At 63.0% G+C, this 23,574-nt stretch carries 19 protein-coding genes and 1 tRNA gene; 8 read left to right on the top strand and 12 right to left on the bottom strand.

Annotated features, from left to right (window positions below; translation table 11 throughout):
* Positions 1-8: 8 nt before the first annotated feature.
* Positions 9-332 carry a ferredoxin FdxA gene (gene fdxA, locus IFT98_RS19280; RefSeq protein ID WP_192051152.1) on the bottom strand — a complete coding sequence of 108 codons (324 nt, stop codon included), beginning with the start codon at positions 330-332 and terminating at the stop codon, positions 9-11.
* Positions 333-470: 138 nt separating this feature from the next.
* Positions 471-3,038 carry a DNA mismatch repair protein MutS gene (gene mutS / locus IFT98_RS19285; RefSeq protein WP_192051154.1) on the bottom strand — a complete coding sequence of 856 codons (2,568 nt, stop codon included), beginning with the start codon at positions 3,036-3,038 and terminating at the stop codon, positions 471-473.
* Between the two features lie 205 nt (positions 3,039-3,243).
* Here mutS and IFT98_RS19290 point away from each other — a divergent pair, with 205 nt between their 5' ends.
* The 3 genes from IFT98_RS19290 to recX all read left to right on the top strand — a co-directional run bounded on the left by IFT98_RS19290 (position 3,244) and on the right by recX (position 5,375).
* On the top strand, positions 3,244-3,744 hold the full coding sequence (locus IFT98_RS19290; protein ID WP_192051156.1) for a CinA family protein: 501 nt from the start codon (positions 3,244-3,246) through the stop codon (positions 3,742-3,744).
* An 85-nt stretch (positions 3,745-3,829) separates the two neighbouring features.
* Positions 3,830-4,900 (top strand): recombinase RecA, encoded by a 1,071-nt coding sequence (recA, locus tag IFT98_RS19295; RefSeq protein ID WP_122714016.1) that lies wholly within the window; start codon positions 3,830-3,832, stop codon positions 4,898-4,900.
* A 7-nt stretch (positions 4,901-4,907) separates the two neighbouring features.
* On the top strand, positions 4,908-5,375 hold the full coding sequence (recX, locus tag IFT98_RS19300) for a recombination regulator RecX (RefSeq protein ID WP_192051157.1): 468 nt from the start codon (positions 4,908-4,910) through the stop codon (positions 5,373-5,375).
* 60 nt (positions 5,376-5,435) lie between these two features.
* Here the strand turns inward: recX and IFT98_RS19305 are convergent, their stop codons facing one another.
* Complete coding sequence (locus IFT98_RS19305; protein ID WP_122714014.1) at positions 5,436-5,840, bottom strand: PA3611 family quorum-sensing-regulated virulence factor; 405 nt, start codon at positions 5,838-5,840, stop codon at positions 5,436-5,438.
* 182 nt (positions 5,841-6,022) lie between these two features.
* On the opposite strand from IFT98_RS19305, the gene IFT98_RS19310 reads away from it, so the two are divergent.
* The 3 genes from IFT98_RS19310 (at position 6,023) to IFT98_RS19320 (ending at position 7,942) form a co-directional block, all read left to right on the top strand.
* Entirely contained in the window at positions 6,023-6,733 is a 711-nt protein-coding gene (locus IFT98_RS19310) for a tRNA-uridine aminocarboxypropyltransferase (protein WP_192051159.1), read from the top strand.
* Between the two features lie 124 nt (positions 6,734-6,857).
* A complete protein-coding gene (gene erdR / locus IFT98_RS19315; RefSeq protein WP_192051161.1) occupies positions 6,858-7,508 on the top strand; it encodes a response regulator transcription factor ErdR in 651 nt (216 codons plus the stop codon).
* 71 nt (positions 7,509-7,579) lie between these two features.
* Entirely contained in the window at positions 7,580-7,942 is a 363-nt protein-coding gene (locus IFT98_RS19320; RefSeq protein ID WP_122476519.1) for a diacylglycerol kinase, read from the top strand.
* Between the two features lie 12 nt (positions 7,943-7,954).
* Here IFT98_RS19320 and IFT98_RS19325 read toward each other — a convergent pair whose 3' ends face one another.
* Positions 7,955-8,881, bottom strand: coding sequence for a LysR family transcriptional regulator (locus IFT98_RS19325; RefSeq protein ID WP_122476517.1), 927 nt, complete (start codon positions 8,879-8,881; stop codon positions 7,955-7,957).
* Positions 8,882-8,999: 118 nt separating this feature from the next.
* Here IFT98_RS19325 and fpr point away from each other — a divergent pair, with 118 nt between their 5' ends.
* A complete protein-coding gene (gene fpr / locus IFT98_RS19330) occupies positions 9,000-9,779 on the top strand; it encodes a ferredoxin-NADP reductase (protein WP_122476516.1) in 780 nt (259 codons plus the stop codon).
* 64 nt (positions 9,780-9,843) lie between these two features.
* Here the strand turns inward: fpr and tsaA are convergent, their stop codons facing one another.
* The 4 genes from tsaA to rimO form a co-directional block, all read right to left on the bottom strand.
* On the bottom strand, positions 9,844-10,536 hold the full coding sequence (tsaA, locus tag IFT98_RS19335) for a tRNA (N6-threonylcarbamoyladenosine(37)-N6)-methyltransferase TrmO (RefSeq protein WP_192051162.1): 693 nt from the start codon (positions 10,534-10,536) through the stop codon (positions 9,844-9,846).
* A gap of 5 nt (positions 10,537-10,541) precedes the next feature.
* On the bottom strand, positions 10,542-11,003 hold the full coding sequence (locus IFT98_RS19340; RefSeq protein ID WP_192051164.1) for a DUF1456 family protein: 462 nt from the start codon (positions 11,001-11,003) through the stop codon (positions 10,542-10,544).
* Positions 11,004-11,058: 55 nt separating this feature from the next.
* On the bottom strand, positions 11,059-11,769 hold the full coding sequence (locus IFT98_RS19345) for an rRNA pseudouridine synthase (protein WP_192051166.1): 711 nt from the start codon (positions 11,767-11,769) through the stop codon (positions 11,059-11,061).
* Positions 11,770-11,921: 152 nt separating this feature from the next.
* Positions 11,922-13,259, bottom strand: coding sequence for a 30S ribosomal protein S12 methylthiotransferase RimO (gene rimO / locus IFT98_RS19350; RefSeq protein ID WP_192051168.1), 1,338 nt, complete (start codon positions 13,257-13,259; stop codon positions 11,922-11,924).
* A gap of 196 nt (positions 13,260-13,455) precedes the next feature.
* On the opposite strand from rimO, the gene IFT98_RS19355 reads away from it, so the two are divergent.
* Positions 13,456-15,354 carry a potassium transporter Kup gene (locus tag IFT98_RS19355; protein ID WP_192051170.1) on the top strand — a complete coding sequence of 633 codons (1,899 nt, stop codon included), beginning with the start codon at positions 13,456-13,458 and terminating at the stop codon, positions 15,352-15,354.
* A 69-nt stretch (positions 15,355-15,423) separates the two neighbouring features.
* Here IFT98_RS19355 and IFT98_RS19360 read toward each other — a convergent pair whose 3' ends face one another.
* From IFT98_RS19360 to rne, 4 genes are all read right to left on the bottom strand, one after another.
* Entirely contained in the window at positions 15,424-16,704 is a 1,281-nt protein-coding gene (locus IFT98_RS19360; RefSeq protein WP_192051171.1) for a virulence factor family protein, read from the bottom strand.
* Positions 16,704-19,361, bottom strand: a complete 2,658-nt coding sequence (mprF, locus tag IFT98_RS19365) for a bifunctional lysylphosphatidylglycerol flippase/synthetase MprF (RefSeq protein ID WP_192051173.1) — start codon at positions 19,359-19,361, stop codon at positions 16,704-16,706. The genes IFT98_RS19360 and mprF overlap by 1 nt, the downstream gene beginning before the upstream one ends.
* Before the next feature lie 234 nt (positions 19,362-19,595).
* A tRNA-Met gene (locus tag IFT98_RS19370) sits at positions 19,596-19,672 on the bottom strand.
* Between the two features lie 143 nt (positions 19,673-19,815).
* The gene (rne, locus tag IFT98_RS19375) at positions 19,816-23,214 is read right to left on the bottom strand and encodes a ribonuclease E (RefSeq protein ID WP_446730848.1); all 3,399 of its coding nucleotides are present in this window, start codon (positions 23,212-23,214) and stop codon (positions 19,816-19,818) included.
* Positions 23,215-23,574: the final 360 nt, after the last annotated feature.

The following is a 23,574-nucleotide window of genomic DNA, read 5'->3' on the forward strand; positions in this document are numbered from 1 at the left end:
GGTGCGGCTCAGCGCTCCAGATCCTTGATCTTGCCTTTGACCCCGTCGAATGCTTCAGCTTCAGGCAGCGCATCCTTCTTCTCGGTAATGTTCGGCCAGACTTCGGCCAACTCCACGTTCAGCTGGATGAATTCCTGCATGTCCTCGGGCACTTCATCTTCGGAGAAAATGGCTTGGGCCGGGCATTCAGGCTCGCACAGTGCGCAGTCGATGCACTCATCCGGGTGAATCACCAGGAAGTTCGGGCCTTCGTAGAAGCAGTCCACCGGACAGACTTCCACGCAGTCGGTGTATTTGCACTTGATGCAGTTGTCGGTGACGACGAAGGTCATTTCTATTTCTCTCCTCAGGCGGCGGCAGCGAAGCCCTTCACAGGGCCGCTTGGTTTGGGCGGGTCAGCCGCAGACCAGGCTAGGAGCCTTTGGCATTCCCAAACCGCGCGGGATTCTATCAGCTTGTAGGAATAAGCGTTAGACCCGGTTCTTCAGTGCATAGAGCAATTCGATCGCTTGCCGCGGGGTCAGTCCATCGATGTCGGTCTTGGCAATCTGTTCCAGCACCGGGTGCGGCAGGCTGGCAAACAGGTCAGCCTGATGGGGCTTCGCTGTCTTGCCGGGCATGGGCGTGGAGGTCTCGTGGGGCAGGCTGGTGGTTTCCAGGCGGCTGAGGTGTTCCTTGGCTCGCAGAATGACCGCAGCCGGTACCCCGGCCAATTGCGCCACCGCCAATCCGTAGCTCTGGCTGGCAGGGCCGGCCAGCACATGGTGCAGGAAAACGATGCGCTCGTTGTGCTCGGTGGCGCTCAGGTGCACGTTGGCCACCAGGGGCTGGCTCTCCGGCAGCACGGTCAGCTCGAAGTAGTGGGTGGCGAACAGCGTATAGGCGCGCAGTCCGGCCAGGCATTCGGCGGCAGCCCAGGCCAGCGACAGGCCGTCGAACGTGCTGGTGCCGCGGCCCACTTCATCCATCAGCACCAGGCTGCGCTCGGTGGCATTGTGCAGGATGTTCGCGGTTTCGCTCATCTCCACCATGAACGTCGACCGGCCCCCAGCCAGGTCGTCACTGGAGCCGATTCGGGTGAAAATACGGTCTACCAGCGACAACTCGCAACTGGCCGCTGGCACGAAACTGCCTATATGCGCCAGCAATACGATCAGCGCAGTCTGGCGCATGTAAGTGGATTTACCGCCCATGTTCGGACCGGTGATCACCAGCATGCGGGTGCTGTCGTCCAGGCTCAGGTCGTTGGCCACAAAGGGTGTGGTGAGCACTTGTTCCACGACCGGGTGGCGACCCTGGTTGATACGCAGGCACGGCTCGTCGACGAAGCGCGGGCAATTGAGGTCCAGGTTCAGCGCTCGTTCGGCGAGGTTGCTCAGCACGTCCAGTTCGGCCAGCGCTGCGGCGGTGTCCTGCAGGGGCGGCAGATGGCCGATGAGGTTTTCCAGCAACGCTTCGTACAGCGATTTCTCACGGGCCAGGGCACGGCTCTTGGCCGACAGCGCCTTGTCTTCGAAAGCCTTGAGTTCAGGAGTGATGAAGCGCTCGGCGCCTTTGAGCGTTTGCCGGCGGATGTAATCTGCGGGGGCTTGCTCGGCCTGTTTGCTGGGCAGTTCGATGAAGTAGCCGTGGACGCGGTTGTAACCCACTTTCAGGTGGGACAGACCGGTACGGGCTTTTTCCCGGGCTTCCAGGTCGATCAGGAACTGGCCGGCGTTCTCGCTCAGCGACAGCAGTTCGTCCAGCTCGCTGTCGTAGCCGGTTTTCAATACGCCGCCGTCGCGGATGACCGCGGGCGGATTGTCAACGATGGCCTTGGCCAGCAGGTCGGCCAGTTCCGGGTAGGTCCCGGCAATGGCCGCCAGTTGCGCCAGGTGCGGCGCTTCGAGTTCGGCCATCGCCACCTGCAGTTCGGGCAGGGCGGCCAGCGCATCACGCAGGCGCGCCAGGTCCCGCGGTCGGGCGTTGCGCAGGCCGATTCGCGCGAGAATCCGCTCGATGTCGCCGATTTCCTTGAGCTGCGGTTGCAGGCTTTCGAAGCGGTAGCCCTCGAGCAGGCAGCCGATCGAGCCCTGACGCGCCTGCAACACTTTGAGGTCACGCAGTGGTCGATTGAGCCAGCGGGTCAGCAGGCGGCTGCCCATGGCGGTCTGGCAGCGGTCGATGACCGATTGCAGGGTGTTGTCGCGTCCGCCGGCAAGGTTGGTGTCCAGCTCCAGGTTGCGGCGACTGGCGCCGTCCAGCACCACCGTGTCGTCCAGGCGTTCGTGACGCAGGCTGCGCAGGTGGGGCAGGGCGGTGCGCTGGGTTTCCTTGGCGTAGCCGAGCAGGCAGCCGGCGGCGCCGATGGCCAGGGTCAGCTTCTCGCAGCCGAAACCCTTGAGGTCCTGGGTTGCGAACTGCTGGCACAGGCTCTTGTGCGCAGTGTCCCGCTCGAAGTCCCAAGGCGCACGGCGGCGCGAGCCCTTGCGCTTTTCCGCCGGCAACCCCTGCGGCCAGTCATCGGGGATCAGCAGTTCAACCGGGTTGATCCGCTCGAGCTCTGCCAGCAGATTTTCCCATCCCGCCAGCTCCATGACCATGAAGCTGCCGCTGGTGATGTCCAGCACCGCCAGGCCGAACAGGCGCTCGTCGCCCAGCACCGCCGCGATCAGGTTGTCGCGGCGCTCGTCGAGCAGCGCTTCATCGCTGACCGTGCCGGGTGTGATGATCCGTACCACCTGCCGATCGACCGGCCCCTTGCTGGTGGCCGGGTCGCCGATCTGCTCGCAGATCACCACCGACTCGCCCAGCTTGACCAGCTTGGCCAGGTAGCCCTCGGCGGCATGGTAGGGAATACCGCACATGGGGATTGATTGCCCCGCCGACTGTCCACGGGCGGTCAGGGTGATGTCGAGCAATTTGGCGGCCTTCTTCGCATCCTCGTAGAAGATTTCGTAGAAGTCGCCCATGCGGTAGAACATCAACTGGTCGGGATGCTGATTCTTCAGCTTCCAGTACTGCTGCATCATCGGGGTGTGGTTAGAAAAATCGGACATTCAAGGACTTAGCTCGCGGGTGTCTTGGGGACGTAAGGCAGGCGCCAATAGTACAGGGATTTTTTTCACGATGTAGGACGTTGGCACCGGTCACGCAGTCGCACGATTGCCCTTCGGGCCGGTCATACGCAGGCACGCCATGGCGACTTTTGACCTGCATGGCAGGAGGGCGTAGCCTCATCGGCCGCCTGATCAAGGAGCTGTTATGGACGCCTCGACCTCACTCTCTGCCGACCTTGGCGAGCGCCTGCTCGCCCTGGGCGCCCAAGTCGCCACGGCGGAGTCCTGCACGGGAGGCGGTATCGCCGAAGCCATCACTCGCATCGCCGGCAGTTCGGCCTGGTTCGAGGCCGGCTACGTCACTTATTCCAATGCGCAGAAAACCGCTCAGTTGCAAGTTCCGGCCGGGCTGTTCGAACAGGTCGGTGCGGTCAGCCGCGAGGTAGTCGAAGCCATGGTGCAAGGGGCCCAGCGCCACAGCAAAGCTCGCTTTGCTGTGGCGGTCAGCGGCGTTGCCGGTCCCGGCGGCGGCTCGGCTGAAAAGCCGGTCGGCACGGTATGGTTGGCCTGGGCCGACGGTGCACAGACGTTTTGTCGGCGCGAGCAGTTTGCCGGCGACCGCGAAGCCGTGCGCCGGCAAACCGTCGTGGCTGCCCTGCAGGGTTTGTTACACCTTGCCACTGGAGAAAAACCATTTCAGGGGTAGGCGAGGGGCAAGGTGTGTGGAATAATACTGGCTACTTATACAGGTGTTATGGCCGTCAGGCCTTATTGATTACGTGAGGACTTCAATGGACGACAACAAGAAGCGTGCCTTGGCTGCGGCCCTGGGTCAGATCGAACGTCAATTCGGTAAAGGCGCTGTCATGCGCATGGGTGACCACGAGCGCCAAGCGATCCCGGCCATCTCTACCGGTTCGCTCGGCCTGGATATCGCGCTGGGTATCGGTGGTCTGCCAAAAGGCCGGATCGTCGAGATCTACGGCCCGGAATCATCGGGTAAAACCACGTTGACGCTGTCTGTCATCGCCCAGGCTCAGAAGGCCGGTGCAACCTGCGCCTTCGTCGACGCCGAGCACGCGCTGGATCCTGAGTACGCCGGCAAGCTGGGTGTCAACGTCGATGACCTGCTGGTATCGCAGCCGGACACCGGTGAGCAGGCGCTGGAAATTACCGATATGCTGGTGCGCTCCAATGCGGTTGACGTCATCATCGTCGACTCCGTCGCTGCACTGGTACCCAAGGCCGAGATCGAAGGCGAGATGGGCGACATGCACGTGGGTCTGCAGGCGCGCCTGATGTCGCAGGCATTGCGCAAGATCACCGGTAACATCAAGAACGCCAACTGCCTGGTCATCTTCATCAACCAGATCCGCATGAAGATCGGCGTGATGTTCGGCAGCCCGGAAACCACCACTGGTGGTAACGCGCTGAAGTTCTACGCCTCGGTTCGCCTGGACATCCGCCGCACTGGCGCAGTCAAGGAAGGCGACGAAGTAGTGGGCAGCGAAACTCGCGTCAAGGTCGTCAAGAACAAGGTGGCACCGCCATTCCGTCAGGCTGAATTCCAGATCCTGTACGGCAAGGGCATTTACCTCAACGGCGAAATCGTCGACCTGGGTGTGGCCAACGGCCTGTTGGAGAAGTCGGGTGCTTGGTACAGCTACCAAGGCAGCAAGATCGGTCAGGGCAAGGCCAACTCGGCCAAGTTCCTGCAAGACAACCCGGAAATCAAGGCCACTCTCGAGAAGCAGATCCGCGACAAACTGCTGACCGGTGGTACCGACAAGGCGGCAGCAGACAAGGCATCGGCAGCGACTGCACCCGCTGCCGACACGGCTGAAGCAGAAGCTGACTTCTGATTAGCCCATGCCACCTGTCGTATTGGATACAGCCGTCGCCGTGCGACGGTCTGCCATGGACCTGCTCGCACGTCGCGAGCATGGTCGAGTCGAGCTGACGCGCAAATTGCGTCAGCGCGGCGCCTCTCCCGAAATGATCGATACCGAGCTTGATCGTTTGACCGACGAAGGCTTGTTGTCGGAAGCGCGCTACCTGGAAAGCTTCATTCGCTATCGAGCCAACTCCGGCTACGGGCCTGCGCGAATACGCGAAGACCTGACTCAGCGCGGTTTGCAGCGCGCCGATGTCGAGCAGGCACTTCGTCAAAGCGGATTCGACTGGGGGGTGCAGCTACGCGAGCTCTGGGAGCGCAAGTTCGCTGCCAGGCTTCCCGTGGAGCTCAAGGAGCGCGCCCAGCAGACGCGCTTTCTGGCCTATCGGGGCTACCCGATGGAGCTGATTTCTCGTCTTCTCAACGGCAAGGATCTGGACTGATCCCTTCGGTCGGCGAGGCAGCGGTGTTCGTCGAGTGACACCGCTACGTTTCCTTGAGTATTACTTGCCGCAATCCTTGGCGGTGTAGGACTGACTGCCAATGGCGCGATTGGTCTTGTATTCGGTGAAGTCATAGCGCATCACGGCGCCCTGTGCCATCAGATTACGAAAACCCTTGTTGCGACACACGCTTGCGCCCAGTTGCATGTACACGGTTTTGGGATCGCGGCGCATTTCTTCGGCTTGGCTTTCGCGAACGCTCAAGTGGTTGACCAATTGGTTGCCTTCGACGGTGAAACCCTGATCGAGGATGTCTTCGTTGATTGCACGCGGTGTACCGACGCTGCTTTGCTGAGCCACTTTCTGCAGGTTTTTCGACAGCTCCATTTCCTTCAGCGATGCAGCGTGAGCGACCAGCGGCAAGGCAAGCAGCAAGGCGAGGGACGGGGCGATAAAGCGCAGCATGAAACACTCCTGGGCAAAAAGCCTGGCAAGACAAGTGGGCGTATGACCCGCCGATGGCGCAGGCGTTCACCCACCTCTGAGGGTAGCCGATTATACGGCTCGGCACGTCGGCTCACCATCGACATCGCTGTCATGGCCAGCTCTGGTAGAATCCGCGCCCCCAGACCCTACCGTGATCCGCAATGAGCCATGCCGTCTCCCTTCTGCGCACCGAGCGCCTGGCGCGCAGTACCCAGCCATTTACCGCACGGGGTTCACGCGCGCCTCGATGCCCGCGTTGCCGAGTCATTCCGCAATACTGCCTGTGTGCGTGGCGTCCCAATGTCGACGCACGGTCAGCCATGTGCCTGCTGATGCATGATGTGGAACCCATGAAGCCGAGCAACACCGGCTGGCTGATTGCCGACGTGATCGCCGACACCCACGCCTTCATGTGGTCGCGGGTAGCCGTGGACCCGCGGTTGCTGGCACTCTTGGCGGATCCGCAGTGGCAGCCCTACCTGGTCTTTCCCGGAGAGTTCGTCGAGCCGCAGCGGGTGACCAGCAGCGTCGCGCCGCAGCCCGGTCGACGTCCCTTGTTCATACTGCTGGACGCCACCTGGACCGAAGCGCGAAAGATGTTCCGCAAGAGCCCGTACCTGGCCTCGCTGCCGGTGTTGAGCCTGGCCCCCGAACAACTGTCGCGCTATACCTTGCGCCGCTCCAAGCGCGACGATCACTTCTGCACCGCCGAGGTGGCGGCGCTGTGTCTGGAGCTGGCCGGTGACGAGCAGGCAGCGCACGTACTGGACGCCTACCTCGATGTGTTCAGTGCGCATTACCTGGCAGCGAAATTCCAGGAGCCAGTGGACGAGACCGATGCGGCGCATCGGTTTCTGGCCGACTATCTATAATCCGGGCGGCGACGCGGGCTCTGGCCATGGAGTCGCTTGACCACCATGGCCAGGGTCGGCATTCTTGGCGCCGAATCGGGCGGGTACTGTCCGAACGGCTTCATTTCCTGGAATCCTGTGATCGATGGCCACTTACGAAATCCTGATCGCCGATGACCATCCGCTGTTTCGCAGCGCGCTGCGTCAAGCCTTGACCGTGGGCCTGGGCACAGAAGTGCGTCTGGTCGAGGTGGCGAGCATTGCCGAACTCGAAGTGCACCTCGATGAAAAGGGCGACTGGGACCTGGTGCTGCTGGACCTGAATATGCCCGGCGCCTACGGATTTTCAGGATTGGTATTGCTGCGCGGCCAGTATCCCCAGATACCCGTGGTGATGGTCTCGGCGCAGGAAGACGCCTGGGTCATGGTGCGCTCGCGTGAATTCGGCGCCAGTGGCTTCATTCCCAAGTCCAGTTCGCTGGAGACCATTCAGGCGGCCGTACGCGATGTGCTGGATGGAGAAGTCTGGTGGCCACCGCAGGCATTCGAGGCGGTCAGCGTTTCGGCGGAAGCCAAGGCCGCCAGCGAGGGGCTGGCCAGCCTGACGCCCCAACAGTTCAGGGTACTGACCATGGTGTGCGAGGGTTTGTTGAACAAGCAGATCGCCTACGAGCTGAGCGTGTCGGAAGCCACCATCAAGGCCCATGTAACAGCGATCTTTCGCAAGCTCGGCGTGCGGACCCGCACCCAGGCTGCCCTGCTGTTGCAACAACTGGAGTCGACCTCCGCCAACTGAGCATCACCGTCACGCCTTTTTCACGCCGAACGTTTCATCGTCGGCCGTCTTCCTTTCCTGGATCGTCGCGCATGTCACCTTTCAAGGGCCAGACCGGCCTCAAACGTATTCTCAATGCTACGGGTTACTCCTTCGATGGGCTGCGTGCAGCCTTCACTGGCGAAGCGGCGTTTCGCCAGTTGGTGCTGCTCAACGTCGTGCTGGTGCCGCTGAGCTTTCTGTTGCAGGTCAGCCGCGTGGAGCGCGCGGTGCTCATCGCGGTGTGCCTGCTGGCGTTGATCGTTGAATTGCTCAACTCGGCGATCGAGGCGGCCATCGATCGCATCTCGCTGGAGCGTCACCCATTGTCGAAGAATGCCAAGGACATGGGCAGCGCGGCTCAGTTCGTTGCCTTGAGCATGATCGTGCTGGTGTGGGCGGTGATTCTGCTTTGACCGATGCCTGGCTCAGGCGATGTCGGGCAGGACGATCTCGTCACTGCGCTGCGCGCCGGCGGTGAAGGCGCGGCACAGGTCGAGAAACTCGCGCATGGCCGAGGTCTGGTACTTGCGTTTGTGCCAAATGAAATAGAACTGCCGCGCCAGATCCAGCTCGGGCGTGTGCACCGGCACCAGGCTGCCGCGCCGAAAGGCATCGCGCAGTGCCAGCCGGGAAATGCACCCAATGCCCAGCCCGGATTCCACGGCGCGCTTGATCGCTTCGGTGTGTTCCAGTTCAAGGCGGATATTGAGTGCCAGACGATGGTGACGCATGGCCTGGTCGAATGTCAGGCGCGTGCCCGAGCCCTGTTCGCGCAGAATCCATGCCTCCTGGGTCAGCAACGCCAGGCTGGCACTGGGCACCGAAGCCAGTGGATGCCGTGGCGCACAGAACACCACCAGTTCGTCTTCGACCCAGGGTTGCACCTCGATGTCTGGATGACTGCAGTCGCCCTCGATCAGCCCCAGGTCGATTTCATAGTGCGCCACCTGCTGGACGATGTTCGCGGTGTTCTGGACATGCAGCTTGACCTGGCTTTCGGGGTGAACCTGCATGAAACGGCCGATCAGCAAGGTGGCCAGATAGTTGCCGATGGTCAATGTCGCGCCCACGGCGAGTGAACCGAATCCGGACTTGCCGTTGAGCAGGTCTTCGATTTCCTTGGCCTGATCGAGCAGGGCCACGGCCTGGGGCAGCAGCTGATGACCCAAGGCGTTGAGGCTCAGGCGCTTGCCGGCACGATCGAACAACTGACAGCTCGATTGCCGCTCAAGCTCGGTAATGGAGGTACTGGTCGCCGACTGCGACAGCGACAGCAGGTTGGCGGCGCGTGACACGCTTTCCTGCTGGGCCACGGCGACGAAGACTTGCAATTGGCGCAGTGTGAATCGCATATCTATATAACCGATTACCCATATCTTAATAATCCATTTAACAGATATTGTTGAGCCCCGTAAACTATTGCGCAATCGCGCCCCTGTCAGGCGTACGCTTTTTCTAGGAGCCCCGTACATGAGCAACATGAACCACGAACGTGTACTCAGTGTTCATCACTGGAACGACACCCTGTTCAGCTTCAAGTGCACCCGCGATCCGGGCCTGCGCTTCGAGAACGGGCAGTTCGTGATGATCGGCCTGCAACAGCCCACTGGCCGCCCGCTTATGCGCGCCTATTCGATCGCCAGCCCGAACTGGGAAGAGCATCTGGAGTTCTTCAGCATCAAGGTGCCTGATGGTCCGCTGACCTCGCAGCTGCAGCACCTCAAGGAAGGCGACGAGATCATCATCAGCAAGAAGCCCACCGGCACGCTGGTTCTCGATGACCTCAAGCCAGGCAAGCACCTGTACCTGCTGAGCACCGGCACCGGCCTGGCGCCGTTCATGAGCGTTATCCAGGACCCGGAAACCTACGAGCGTTTCGAAAAGGTCATTCTTTGCCATGGCGTGCGTTACGTGAACGAGGTCGCCTACCGCGAGTTCATCACCGAGCACCTGCCGCAGAACGAGTTCTTCGGCGAGGCCCTGCGCGACAAGCTGATCTACTACCCCACCGTGACTCGCGAGCCGTTCGAGAACGAAGGTCGCCTGACTGATCTGATGCGCAGCGGCAAGCTGTTCAGCGATATCGGTCTGCCGCCGATCAACCCGCAGGACGACCGTGCCATGCTGTGCGGCAGCCCGAGCATGCTCGACGAAACCAGCGAAGTGCTCAACAGCTTCGGCCTGACCGTATCGCCGCGCATGCGCGAGCCGGGTGACTACCTGATCGAGCGCGCCTTCGTCGAGAAGTGAGCGGCTGGCCGGCACCCTGAAAAAAACCGCCCTTCGGCGGTTTTTTTGTGGGCGACGCGCAGGCTCAGGAAGGCACCACTTCCAGCACGCAAATGCGGTCGGGGCTCGGGTAATGCCAGCGCACGTCCACATCCCAGAACCGGGCGCCGTATTCGCGCTCGGGTGCTGGCTTCTGATAGGCCGGACGCGGGTCCTGGGCCAGGCATTGCTCGATCAACTCCACCAAGGGCTCGCCCAGGCGCATGGCGTGCGTCCTGGCTTGCGCCAGCCCCGCGTCCAGCCACTGCACGGCAATGGGCTCGGGCGCAGCGCTGGCGATCGCGTTGACGGCAGCAGGGACGTTGTCCGCATAGGGCACGTAGGGTTTGATGTCCAGTACTGGCGTGCCGTCGAGCAAATCGATGCCGGACAGATGCAGGCGCGCGCCCTCGACCTTGTCCAGGCGGACCACCGATTGACCGATGCCATTGGGCCGATGGGTGGCCCGCGTGGCGAAAACGCCGATCGACTTGTTGCCACCCAGGCGCGGCGGGCGGACCCTCAGGCGAGGCGTGTCTTCCAGGGCCTCATGGAACAGGAACAGCAACCACACATGACTGACCTGTTCCAGGCCCTGCACGGCCTCACCCTGATCGAACGGTGGCAGCAGCTCCAAGACGCCGCGCGCGGCCGGCGCCAGTTGGGGCTGGCGCGGGATGGCGAACTTTTCCTTGAAGCAGGAGCGGACAAAACCGATGGGTTCGACGCTGTAGGCCATGGGGCTCAGCCGCGGACTCGCACGGTCAGGCCCTTGAGGAAGTTGCGCAGCAATTGGTCGCCACACGGACGGTAGTTGTTGTGGCCGAACTTGCGGAACAAGGCGCTCAGCTCGGGCTTGGAGACCGGAAAGTCGACCGACTTGAGCACCGCGTGCATATCGTCTTCCTTGAGTTCGAAGGCCACGCGCAGTTTTTTCAAGACGATGTTGTTGGTGATCGGCAGCTCGACCGCCTGGGCGGGACGGCTTTCGTCGCGACCGCGGCGATAGATCACCAGGCCATCGAGAAAATGCGCCAGGACGGCGTCCGGACAATGCACGAAGCCTTCTTCTTCGTCCTTCTTGGTGTAGCTGATGACGTCGGCCTTGCTGATTTCCAGCCCGCCCAAGGCAGTGATGTCGGCAACCTTGCCGTCACTGATGTCGAGCATGTAGCGCACGCTGCGCAGTACATCGTTGTGAATCATGGTGTGAGTCCTGGTTGAACGACACTGCCCAGGCAGCGCCGGAAAAAGAGAGGGTTCAGAATTTTTCCTTGGTCGTCAGGTAGCGCCACTGGCCCAGCGGCAGCTTGCCCATCGACACGCCACCCACGCGAATGCGGCGGATCGAGACGATCGTCAGGCCGACACTGGCGCACAGTTGCTGCAGCACACCGGGTGCCGGGTTCTTCATGGCGAAGCGCAGGCGTGTCTCGTTCTGCCAGCTGGCTTTCACCGCCGGCAGTGCCTTGCCCTTGTACATCGCGCCATGATTGAGGCGGTTGAGGCCGTGGGGGCTCATCTCACCGGTGATCTCCACCACGTATTCCTGTTCGATCTTGGCCGCATCGGCGGTCAGCTTGCGCAGGGTCTTCCAGTCCTGGGTGAAGATCTGCAGGCCGCTGGCATTGGCAGGCAGCTCGGCCGCGCAGCTCAGGCGCAGGAAATGGCCCTTGAGCGGGCGCTTGCCGAAGCCGTGCTCGCTGGACAAGGTCTGGGCGTTGAGCGTAGCCAGCGCGTCTTCGGCGCTCTGTCCCGGTGCCTGGTGCAGCAACAGGGTCACCGGCTCCGGTGCTTCGGCCTTGGCCTGGGAATCGAGCTCGACTTTCTGTGCGTCCACCTTGAACTGCGGTTCGTCGACCACCACGCCGTCAACGGACACCCAGCCGCCTTCGATGAAGAGTTCGGCCTCGCGGCGGGAGCACCCGACCAGTTCGATGAGGCGTTTGGAAAGACGAGTGGGTTCAGACATGACTGCGGCCGTGGCAAGGAAAGGGCGCTAGTGTAACTGCCTGGAGGCGGTTAAGCCCGCGCAGATTGCCCGGCGTCTGGCGCGGGTGGCAGGTGTGGCGGCGAACCGGGCCGGTCGCCGCCGTCATGCATGTCGAGCCAGGGCAGCTCGAATCAGGCCAGTTCGGCCCACAGATCGTATTCGTCGGCATCGACGATGGTGCACCAGACCTTGTCGCCCGGCTTGAGGTGGGTGGCATCGTCGATGAACACGTTGCCGTCGATTTCCGGGGCATCGAAGAAGCAACGGCCCACCGCACCCTGTTCCTCGACCTCGTCGATCAGCACTTCCACGCGCTTGCCGATGCGCATCTGCAGGCGCGCGGCACTGATGGCCTGCTGGTGCGCCATGAAGCGATCCCAACGATCCTGCTTCACGTCGTCGGGGACGATGGCAGCGTCCAGCAGGTTGGCAGGCGCGCCCTCGACCGGCGAATACTGGAAGCAGCCAACGCGATCCAGTTGCGCCTCGCTCAGCCAGTCCAGCAAGTACTGGAAGTCCTCTTCGGTCTCGCCGGGGAAGCCGACGATGAAGGTCGAACGGATGATCAGGTCCGGGCACTGCTCGCGCCATTTCTTGATGCGCGCCAGGGTCTTGTCTTCGAAGCCCGGGCGTTTCATGGCCTTGAGTACTTTCGGGCTGGCGTGCTGGAAGGGGATGTCCAGGTACGGCAGGATCTTGCCGGCCGCCATCAGCGGGATGATGTCATCGACGTTGGGGTAGGGGTACACATAGTGCAGGCGGACCCAGACGCCCAGGGTGCTCAGGGCTTCGCACAGTTCGAGCATGCGCGTCTTGACCGGGCGACCGTTCCAGAAGTCGGTCTTGTACTTGACGTCCACCCCGTAGGCACTGGTGTCCTGGGAGATGACCAGCACTTCCTTGACCCCGGCCTTGACCAGGCGCTCGGCCTCGCTCAGCACATCGCCCACCGGACGGCTGACCAGCTTGCCGCGCATCGAGGGGATGATGCAGAAGCTGCAGCTGTGGTTGCAGCCTTCGGAAATCTTCAGGTAGGCGTAGTGACGCGGTGTCAGCTTGATGCCTTGGGGCGGCACCAGGTCGATCAGCGGGTTGTGATCGTGCCGAGGCGGCACCACCTGATGCACCGCGTTGACCACCTGCTCGTACTGCTGCGGGCCGGTGACCGACAGCACGCTGGGGTGCACCTTGCGAATGGCATTCTCTTCCACGCCCATGCAGCCGGTAACGATGACCTTGCCGTTCTCCTTGAGCGCTTCGCCGATCACTTCCAGGGACTCGGCCTTGGCGGTGTCGATGAAACCACAGGTGTTGACCACCACCACGTCGGCGTCTTCGTAGGTGGACACCACCTGGTAACCTTCCATGCGCAACTGAGTCAGGATTCGCTCGGAATCGACCAGGGCCTTGGGGCAACCCAGCGAGACGAAGCCGACCTTTGGAGCGGCCGACGAAGGAGTGGTGGACATGGCTAACCTCGGTATCGATAGGGCCTCGTGGGCCACTTGGCTGGGCGCTGGGCACGCCTCTGATCAAAAAGTGCGCAATTCTAGCGATGGCGGGGTCGCTTGACCAGCATTATGCGAGGAATTGCGACGAGTGCTGCGCTATGCTTCGCCGCATCTCGCCACATGGCGTTACAAATCACGGGTGCGGGAGTGGTCGATGGTTCAGGCAAGCAGTAACGGCAATGGCGGACATTCGGCGGCCCGGCCGATCGGCATGCTGGTGGCAGCGGTCGGTGTCGTTTATGGCGACATCGGCACCAGCCCGTTGTACACGCTCAAGGAAGTCTTTTCCGGGGGCTATGGCGTGCCCATTTCCCACGACGGGGTGCTGGGCATCCTGTCCTTGATCTTCTGGTCGCTGATCTGGGTCGTCTCGATCAAGTACATGCTGTTCGTGCTGCGCGCCGACAACCAGGGCGAGGGCGGCATCATGGCCCTGACGGCGTTGGCGACCCGTGCCACCGCTTCGCTGCCCAGGCTGCGTGCCTTGATGGTGGTGTGCGGGCTGGCCGGTGCCGCGCTGTTCTACGGCGACAGCATGATCACACCGGCGGTGTCGGTGCTTTCGGCCATCGAGGGCATGGAATTGGCGTTCGATGGCCTGGAGCGCTGGGTAGTGCCGATGGCGCTGGTGGTACTGGTGGCGCTGTTCCTGATCCAGAAGCATGGCACGCAGCGCATCGGCAAGCTGTTCGGGCCGGTGATGGTGGTGTGGTTTCTGGTGCTGGGGCTGCTGGGTGCCTACGGGGTGTACCAGCATCCCGAGGTGCTCAAGGCGTTCAACCCGGTATGGGCGGTGCGCTTCTTTATCGTTCACCCCAGCATGGGCGTGGCGATCCTCGGTGCCGTGGTGCTGGCGTTGACCGGCGCCGAGGCGCTGTATGCCGACATGGGGCATTTTGGCCGCAAGCCGATTGCCCGCGCCTGGTTCATCCTGGTACTGCCGGCCCTGGTACTCAACTACTTCGGGCAGGGCGGCCTGTTGCTGGAAAATCCCGAGGCGGCGCGCAATCCGTTCTTCCTGCTGGCGCCAGGCTGGGCCCTGGTGCCGCTGGTGGCATTGTCCACCCTGGCCACCGTGATCGCTTCGCAGGCGGTGATTTCCGGCGCCTTTTCCCTGACCCAGCAGGCCATCCAGCTGGGCTACATTCCGCGCATGCATATCCAGCACACCTCGAGCAGCGAGCAGGGGCAGATCTATATCGGTGCGGTGAACTGGGCATTGATGGTTGGCGTGGTGCTGCTGGTGATCGGTTTCGAATCCTCCGGTGCGCTGGCGTCGGCCTATGGTGTGGCGGTCACCGGAACCATGTTGATGACCACCATCCTGGTGTCGGCCGTAATGCTGCTGCTGTGGAAATGGCCGCCGGTGCTGGCCGTGCCGGTCCTGCTGGGTTGCCTTCTGGTCGATGGCCTGTTCTTCGCGGCCAACGTGCCGAAGATCATTCAGGGCGGTGCGTTCCCGGTGCTGGCGGGGACCGTGTTATTCATCCTCATGACTACGTGGAAGCGCGGCAAGCAACTGCTGGTCGAACGGATCGACGAGGGCGGGTTGCCGCTGCCGATCTTCATCGGCAGCATCAGCGTACAGCCGCCGCATCGGGTTCAGGGTACGGCAGTGTTTCTGACCGCACGTTCCGACGCCGTGCCCCACGCGTTGTTGCACAACCTGCTGCATAACCAGGTGTTGCACGAGCAAGTGGTGCTGTTGACGGTAGTCAACGAAGACACGCCGAGGGTGCCCCTGGCACGGCGATTCGAGGTGCAGAGCTATGGCGAAGGGTTCTTCCGGGTCATTCTGCATTACGGCTTCATGGACGAACCGGACGTGCCCGGCGCCCTGGCCGTGTGCGATTTGCCGGAGCTGGACTTCAGCCCGATGCGCACCACCTATTTCCTCAGCCGCGAGACGGTGATCGCCTCCAAGTTGGCCGGCATGGCGCGTTGGCGGGAGCAGTTGTTCGCCTTCATGCTGAAGAATGCCAATGGCAACCTGCGCTTCTTCAAGCTACCGGTAAACCGGGTGATCGAGCTGGGTACGCAGGTTGAGATGTAGGTTCGGTGCAGGCATTACAAAAAAGCCCCGGTACCTGCGCAGGTCCGGGGCTTTGCTTTTACCGTGGGGTCAGTTCGAGCGGGTACGCTTGTCGATCTGCAGCACCAGGCGCTTGGCCAGCGCCGGGTAATTCTCGTCGAAATGATGGCCGCCCGGCAGCTTGAGCTTCTCGCCCACTGCAGTAGCCTCGGTGCAGCCGCTTTCGTCGGCCTCTTCCTCGCCATACACGCACACCACCTTGGCGGCCGGCAGCTTGGCCATTTCCGGTCCGGTGGGGGCCTCCTTGCCAGCGTTGCCGAGCCATCCCTCCACCTCGATTTCGAAGCTGCCACTGCGGGCGAAGGCCAGCAAAATGATAGCGCTGACGCTGTCCTGTGCCTCGGCGGGCAGGCGGTTATAGATCGCCGGAAGCACGTCGGCACCGAACGAGTATCCGGTCAGCACGAAGCGTTTCGCACCCCATTTCTGCCGGTAGAAGTGCATCAGCTCGACCAGGTCGTCGGCGCTCTGCTCGGGCGTCTTGTGCTCCCAGTAGTAGCGCAGGGTGTCGATACCCACGGTCGGGTAGCCCATCGTCGCCATGTCGCCGGCGACTGCCTTGTCGAGGTCGCGCCAGCCGCCGTCGCCCGACAAGAACAGGCTGACGGTCTCGTTGCTCTGCGCGGCGGGCACCTCGACCACAGGGATGGCCAGGTGGGTGCCTTCAGTGCCGACCAGGATCGCGGTGATCTGGTTCTTCAGCACCTGCGGCAGCTTCACGTCGTAGTCGCTGATGACCGTCTGCGCATTGGGCTGGTCACGCACGAACGCCGCACTGGCATCGTCGGGGTTGTCGTTCCAGGCGACCATCCATTGGCCATGCTCGGCCTTCTTCGGCAGTTCCGGCAGACAGCCGTCCGGTTTCTCCACGCTCAGGTCAACCGACACTGCCTGAGCCTTGTCATTGTCCTGGGTGGCCAGCCAGCGCCAGGCCAGTGACGCACCCGGACCTATGCCAGCCACCAGGTCCGGCGCGCCGTCGAGGCGCTTGATGGCGGCGTTCAAGGCAGCTTGCTGCAAGCCGCAGTCGGTTTCCGGCAGGATCACCTGGACGATGTGCGCCGAGGCATCCCGGCTCAGGTCCAGCAACTGCTTGTCGGTCAAGGCTTCGGCGGCAGGCAGGGCAATCGCCACCCGCGACTTGGTCCGGGTGCCGGGGACCGCTTCGCGGGCCTCGCTGCCGTTGCTCAGGCGCTGGGCGCTGAGCTGCGCCGCAGGGACGGGGCGCGTGGCCCACCAGTAATAACCCGCAATCGCCAGCAGCAGTACCACGATCAAGGCGAACAACTTGCGCCAGTTACGTCGAATCATCAGCGTTTCACCAATCCTGTCAGGCCACCTGCAATGAGGGCGGCGGTATCAGCCAGTGCCACCAGCGGGTCGAGGCCCGCCGGCACGGCCATGTAACGAGGCTCCCAGGTCGGCTGGAACTTGTCCTTGAAGCGACGCAAGCCCTGGAAGTTGTACAGCTGCTCGCCACGGTTGAAGACCATCGAGCCCAGCCGCTGGGTCAGGGGTGCGCCGCGCCGCGGCTGCAGGCCCGACAGCGGCACCATGCCCAGGCTGAAGCGAGCGTAGCCGTGCTTCTTGTAGTGCTGGATCAAGCCTACCATCATGAATTCCATGGTCAATTTGGGCGCCTGGGGATGCGCACGCATCAGGTCCAGGCTGGCCAGCTCTCTGCTGTCGGTTTCCAGCAGGTTGGCGAACGCCACCGGCTTGCCCTCGAAATGGACGATAGCGATACGGAAATGGTTCAGGTATTCCGGGCTGAAACGGCCCAGCGAAAAACCCTTCTCGCGTACGTTCTTGCCACTGAGCCAGGCGTCGGAAATCACCTTGAGCTCATCCAGCGGCGCCTGGCCGGGCTCGTAGATCTCCAGGGACAGGCCGTCGCGGCCGCCGCGGTTCCAGGTGTAGCGCAGGTCCTTCATCTCCTTGCCCTTGGCTTCCAGATCGAAAGCGTGCAAATCGACCCGAGCCTCTTCGCCGAGCTTGATCGCGGTCAGGCCGATGTCCATGTAGAACGGCAGGTTCTCCGCCCTGACCTGATAGAACACCGGGCGGGCGTGGTGAAAGTCGCACAGGTCGCGAAACTGCCAGATCATTTCGGCACGCGGCTGGGTCGGGCCGATAGGGTCGTACAACGCGACCAGGCTGCGCCCGCGGCGGGCATACATCAGAAATGCTTCGTCCTTGGGGTGAAACAGCAGCGCCTTGTCGCCGGTCAGGGCCAGGCCACCATCGGGCTGGTGCGACGCCTTGAGGATGGTCGCGGCGCGCTGAAGTTCCTCGGGTGTGGGCAGGTGAATCACCGGGCGTGCGGTGCGCAGCAGCCAGGTCAGCGCGACCACGATCAACAGCACCGCGCTGCCCAGGGCCGAGCGAAGGCCGCGGGGAGCATCGGCATCCAGTGCAAACTGCCACCACAACTTGGTGCTGTAGGGCACATCCTGGTAGGCAAAGAACAGCAACCAGATCGACGCGCCCACCACGCACACGCTGGCGATCAGGTACAGCGGTGAAAACGGCAGCTCCAGCAGGCGACTGGGGCGGTAGAACGAGCGCTTGAACACGGCGAGCAGCAGTGCGGTCATGCACAGCAACGACGCTTCCTCCCAGTCGAAGCCCTTGAGCAGCGACAGCACGGCGCCCGCCAGCAACAGCACCATGGTCAATACCCAGGCAGCCGACAGGCGGCGGCGCAAACCTTGCGCCAGCAGCAGGCAGAGTACGCCCACCAGGCTGGCGCCCAGGTGCGAGGCATCGATGAGGCGATGGGGAATGAGGAAGCCAAGGTCCTGCAGGCGGGTGTCGATCTCAGGCGTGGCACCGGAAAACAGCAGCACCACGCCGGACAGGAACACCAGCACCGCCAATATCGGCGCAGCCAGCCCTGAAGCCACGCGGATCGCCTGCTGGGCGAAAAACAGGCGGCGCGCTTCGTTGGCCAGCAGCACGACGCACGCCACCAGCATCGGCAACACCACATAGATCAGGCGATACAGCAGCAGGGCAGCGGCCAGCGGCGCAGCGCCCAGGGTATCGGCGAACGCCGCCAGCAGGATCGCTTCGAACACGCCGACCCCACCGGGCACGTGGCTGAGTACGCCTGCGGCGAGCGCCAGCAGGTAGATCAGCACGAAAGCGCCGAACGGCGGTGCTTCGGGCAGCAACAGATACAGCACGGTGGCTGCGGCCACTACGTCCAGCGCGGTGATGACCAGTTGCAGCATTGTCAGGCGTGCGCTGGGCAGTCGCAGCGTGCGGCGTCCGGCCCGCACCAACAGATTGTCAGGCAGCGGCTGCTCGGCCAGGCGACGTCGATAGACGCCCAGTACCAGCAACGCGGTCAGTACCAGCACGACTGCGGCAATCATCCCCAGCAGCCCTTGCGACAGCCCGAGGGCCGTCGACGCGGCCGGCAGGCTGCTGAGCGTGGCCACCGCAGCGAGCGGCGGCAGGGCGCAACCCAGCGAAAGGCTGGCGAACAGGGTCATGCGCGCGACTTCGCCTGCGCCTACGCCCAGTCGTGAGTACAGCCGATAACGCACCGAACCGCCGGACAGCATCGACAGGCCGATTGCATTGCCGATGGCGAACGAAGTAAACCCCCCCAGGGCCAGGGTGCGTGCGGGGAGGGTGACGTTGGCATAGCGGCTGGCCGACCATTCGTAGCCCAGCAGGATGATGAACCCGCAGACCATGGCCAGCAGCGCCCCGCCCAAAGCGGCAGGCGGGGTGGCCAGAACCGAGTCGTGCAAGGCGTAGATGTCCAGCTCGCTGAGCAGATGCCGACAGGCCAATAGCGCGATGGCGAACAGCAACAGGGTGACGGCCAGCCCTACCGGTTGCCGATAACGGCTCAGCAGATCGAGCCAGCGTGCACGCGCAGGCTTGATCGGACCGGAAGCGGCAGCGGCGGGGGGGAGTTCCACAGCGGTTGAATCGGGCAAGTCAGAGCGCATCAATCACCTCTTGGATTGTGCGCAACAGGATGCCGGGATCCCGTCAAAGTACCAATCCCTGTGGAAAAAATAATTCGCGCCATTCTAGCGCCTGCGCACGACCGGTGACCGACGCGTGGCGAACTGTAAAGCAACTTTCACATTGCAGGTGTGCAGGGCGTGTGCCGTGGCAAAGGGCTTTTTCGTGCGCATACGAAAAAGGCCACCCGTTTATAGAGTGGCCCTTCCGATGTTTGGTTGCGGGAGCCGGATTTGAACCGACGACCTTCGGGTTATGAGCCCGACGAGCTACCAGACTGCTCCATCCCGCGTCTGTGGAGGCGCATTCTACAGATAGTTGAAAGGCTGTCAACGCTTAAAATGCATTAAGGTTCGAATCAGGCCGAATACCTGCACCAACGGCAAGAAAAAGCCCCCGGCGCTTGCGCGGCGGGGGCTGATTCACACGGGTTGATTACACCAGTGGCTTGGGCTCGTCCTGGGTATCTTGCGCAACAGCGGCGCTGGATACCTCAGTGTCCGGCTTCGAGGCAGCGACTTTCGCCGCTTCCTCGGCTTCGCGCTTGCGACGACGCACCTCACGTGGGTCGTTGGGTGCACGACCGTTGCTTGGCAGTGCCGGCGCCGATTCGGCTTCCGGAGCGGGCTCTGGCTCGACGACCGCTGCGGGCTCGCTTGCCTGCTCGGGCTCGGCGACCGGCAGGAAAGCAGTCGGTTCGACTACCACAGGCTCGGTTGCCACGGGTTCTGCGCCAGCCGGTTCGCTGATGTGGTGCAAGGCAGGCTCGGCAGGCAACCACGGAGCGTCTGCGGCAGGCTCGGCAGCGCGAGGCTGATGCGTCGGCTCGCTGACCTGTGCAGGATCGACCACCACCGGCGCGTCCACTTCGACGTCGGCGCCAGGTTGGCTGACCGGCGCTGGCGTGGTGTCGAAAGGCGGCGTCAATTCCACCGGCTCGGCGACGTGCTCTTGCACAGGTTCGGCGGTCTCGACAGGCTTGGCTGCTTCGATAGCGGGCTGTTGCTCGACCACCGGTGCGGCGCTTTCGTTGGCAGGCGCAGCCCAGGTGTCGGGCGCCGAAACCGTGACGGGACGTTCGACTTCAGGCTCGCTGTGAGTCTGGGCAGGAGCAATTGCAGCGGTATCTACCGGCACTTCAACGGCCGCTTCGGCGGTCGGCGCGGTGGCAACGATCTCCGGCGCAGCCAGGCTTTCGCTTTCGGCGGCAGCGGTGTCTTCGACGCTGGCAGGCTGCACGCTGCGATTGGCCTGTTCGGCCTGCTCATGGGCCTGGGCTTCGGCGGAGGCACTGATGGCGCCTTCCGCAACCGCTGCGGTGACAGCAACGCCGGCAGCCAGGGCTGCACCGTTCGACTCGCCTTCGACGGCCGACTCGTTAGACTCTTCCGAGCCCTCGATCACGTCGCCGTTGGCATCGCGCTGACGTTCGCGACGGTTGCTGCGACGACGCTGACCACGGGACCGGCGACGCGGACGATCGCCGTCGTTGCTGTCCTGGTTGTCGTCCTGCAGCAGTTCCTCGTTGGTCAGTGCCTCATCGGCATTGTCGACTTCGGTCTCGGCCGGGTTTTCCGGATGTTCGGCACGTTCCTCGCGCGCAGCACGGGGCTGACGCTCTTCACGGACCGGACGCTCTTCGCGCGGTGCACGTTCTTCGCGAGCGGGGCGCTCTTCACGAGGAGCGCGTTCTTCACGAGGAGCACGCTCTTCGCGAACGACGCGTTCTTCGCGTGGGGCGCGCTCTTCGCGGGCCGGGCGCTCTTCGCGTGCGCTTGGAGCGTCCAGCGGTTCACGCAGCTCACGTACCCGTGGAGCGTCATCGCCACCATTGCGTGGACGACGGTCTTCGCGTGGTGCGCGCGGCTGGCGCTCCTCACGCGGTGCGCGGGCAGGGCGTTCTTCACGGGCGGCAGGTGCGTCTTCGCGGGCAGCACGCTCTTCACGCGGTGCGCGATCCTCGCGTGGCTTGCGTTCTTCGTCACGGCGACCGCTGCTGCGGTTGCGGCTCTGCTGGCGACCGTTGCGACGCTCTTCGCGCGCCGGGCGCTCGGTGGCAGTGGCAGCGGGTTTCTCGACGACCACAGGTGCGGCAGGCGCTTCCTTGGTGGCGAAGAGGCTTACCAGAGACTTGACCAGACCCTTGAACAAGCTGGGTTCGGCGATCTGCGGAGCAGGGGTGGGGGCAGGCGCTGCCGCTGCCACAGGGGCAGGTTCTTCGGCCACGACCGGCGCGGCGGCACGGGTCGGCGCGGTTTTCACTGCGGCTTCCTGGCGAACCAGGGTGCGCGTGGCGGCAACCGGCAGCACTTCTTCCACTTCGGCAGCGGCGATTTCGTAGCTGGACTGGCTGTTCTGCGCTTCCGGGCTGTCGTCACGCAGGCGCTGCACTTCGAAATGCGGCGTTTCCAGGTGATCGTTCGGCAGGATCACGATGCGGGCACGAGTGCGCAGTTCGATCTTGGTGATGGAGTTGCGTTTTTCGTTGAGCAGGAACGCTGCGACCGGAATCGGCACCTGGGCGCGGACCTCGGCGGTGCGGTCCTTCAGGGCTTCTTCTTCGATCAGGCGCAGGATGGCCAGCGACAGCGATTCGACGTCGCGAATGATGCCGGTGCCGCTGCAGCGCGGGCAGACGATGCCGCTGCTTTCGCCCAGCGAGGGGCGCAGGCGCTGGCGGGACATTTCCAGCAGGCCGAAACGGGAGATGCGGCCCACTTGTACGCGAGCGCGGTCGGCTTCCAGCGACTCACGGACCTTGTCTTCCACGGCGCGCTGGTTCTTGGCCGGCGTCATGTCGATGAAGTCGATGACGATCAGGCCGCCGATGTCGCGCAGACGCAGCTGGCGCGCGATCTCTTCAGCGGCCTCGAGGTTGGTCTGCAGGGCGGTTTCTTCGATGTCGCTGCCTTTGGTGGCGCGCGCCGAGTTGATGTCGATGGACACCAGTGCCTCGGTCGGATCGATGACGATCGAACCGCCGGAAGGCAACTCCACCACGCGCTGGAAAGCGGTTTCGATCTGGCTTTCGATCTGGAAGCGGTTGAACAATGGCACGCTGTCTTCGTACAGCTTGATCTTGCTGGCGTACTGCGGCATCACCTGGCGGATGAAGGTCAGGGCTTCGTCCTGGGCTTCGACGCTGTCGATCAGCACTTCGCCGATGTCCTGGCGCAGGTAGTCGCGGATCGCGCGGATGATGACGTTGCTTTCCTGGTAGATAAGGAAAGGTGCGGAGCGGTCCAGCGAGGCTTCCTTGATCGCGGTCCACAGTTGCAGCAGGTAGTCCAGGTCCCACTGCATCTCTTCGCTGCTGCGGCCAAGGCCGGCGGTGCGAACGATCAGGCCCATGTCGGCAGGAGCGACCAGGCCGTTGAGTGCTTCGCGCAGTTCGTTGCGCTCTTCACCCTCGATGCGACGGGAAATGCCGCCAGCACGCGGATTGTTCGGCATCAGTACCAGATAGCGACCGGCAAGGCTGATGAACGTGGTCAGGGCAGCGCCCTTGTTGCCGCGCTCTTCCTTCTCGACCTGGACGATGACTTCCTGGCCTTCGCTCAGGACTTCCTTGATGTTGACGCGGCCTTCGGGGTTTTTCTTGAAGTACTCGCGGGAGATTTCCTTGAGGGGCAGGAAGCCGTGGCGTTCCGAGCCGAAGTCGACGAAGGCGGCTTCAAGGCTGGGTTCGATGCGAGTGATGCGGCCTTTATAGATGTTGGCCTTCTTCTGCTCGCGGGCACCCGACTCGATGTCCAGGTCGTAGAGGCGCTGGCCGTCTACAAGGGCAACACGCAACTCTTCGGGTTGAGTCGCGTTGATCAGCATTCTTTTCATGTAGTACCGTCGGTTTCCGGGCTGCCGGAAACGGCGTTCGGCACACACGACTTCTCACGGTCGGTGTCAGGTGCGTCAACAGGGCCTAGGCCACTGCAGTGTCCAGCGATTTCTGCCCAACAGGGGCGGAACCGCGACGACGCGTCCTGCTTGCTGTGGTGTCAAAAGCACTCAGTCAGGAGGAGGAATCAATCGTCTGGCGTGGACGCCCTTGAGCGTCTTGTTCAAGACCGGCATGGCAGAAGTGCCTGAGGCTGCTTCCTGCCGTGACGCGGTACTACACGGTCCGACGGTTGTGCATCTCCACCCTACACGTATCCCTGATAATTCGGGTGCTGCCGCGCGCTGAATCCGCAACGG

The organism is Pseudomonas sp. CFBP 8770, assembly GCF_014841705.1.
Lineage (GTDB): Bacteria > Pseudomonadota > Gammaproteobacteria > Pseudomonadales > Pseudomonadaceae > Aquipseudomonas.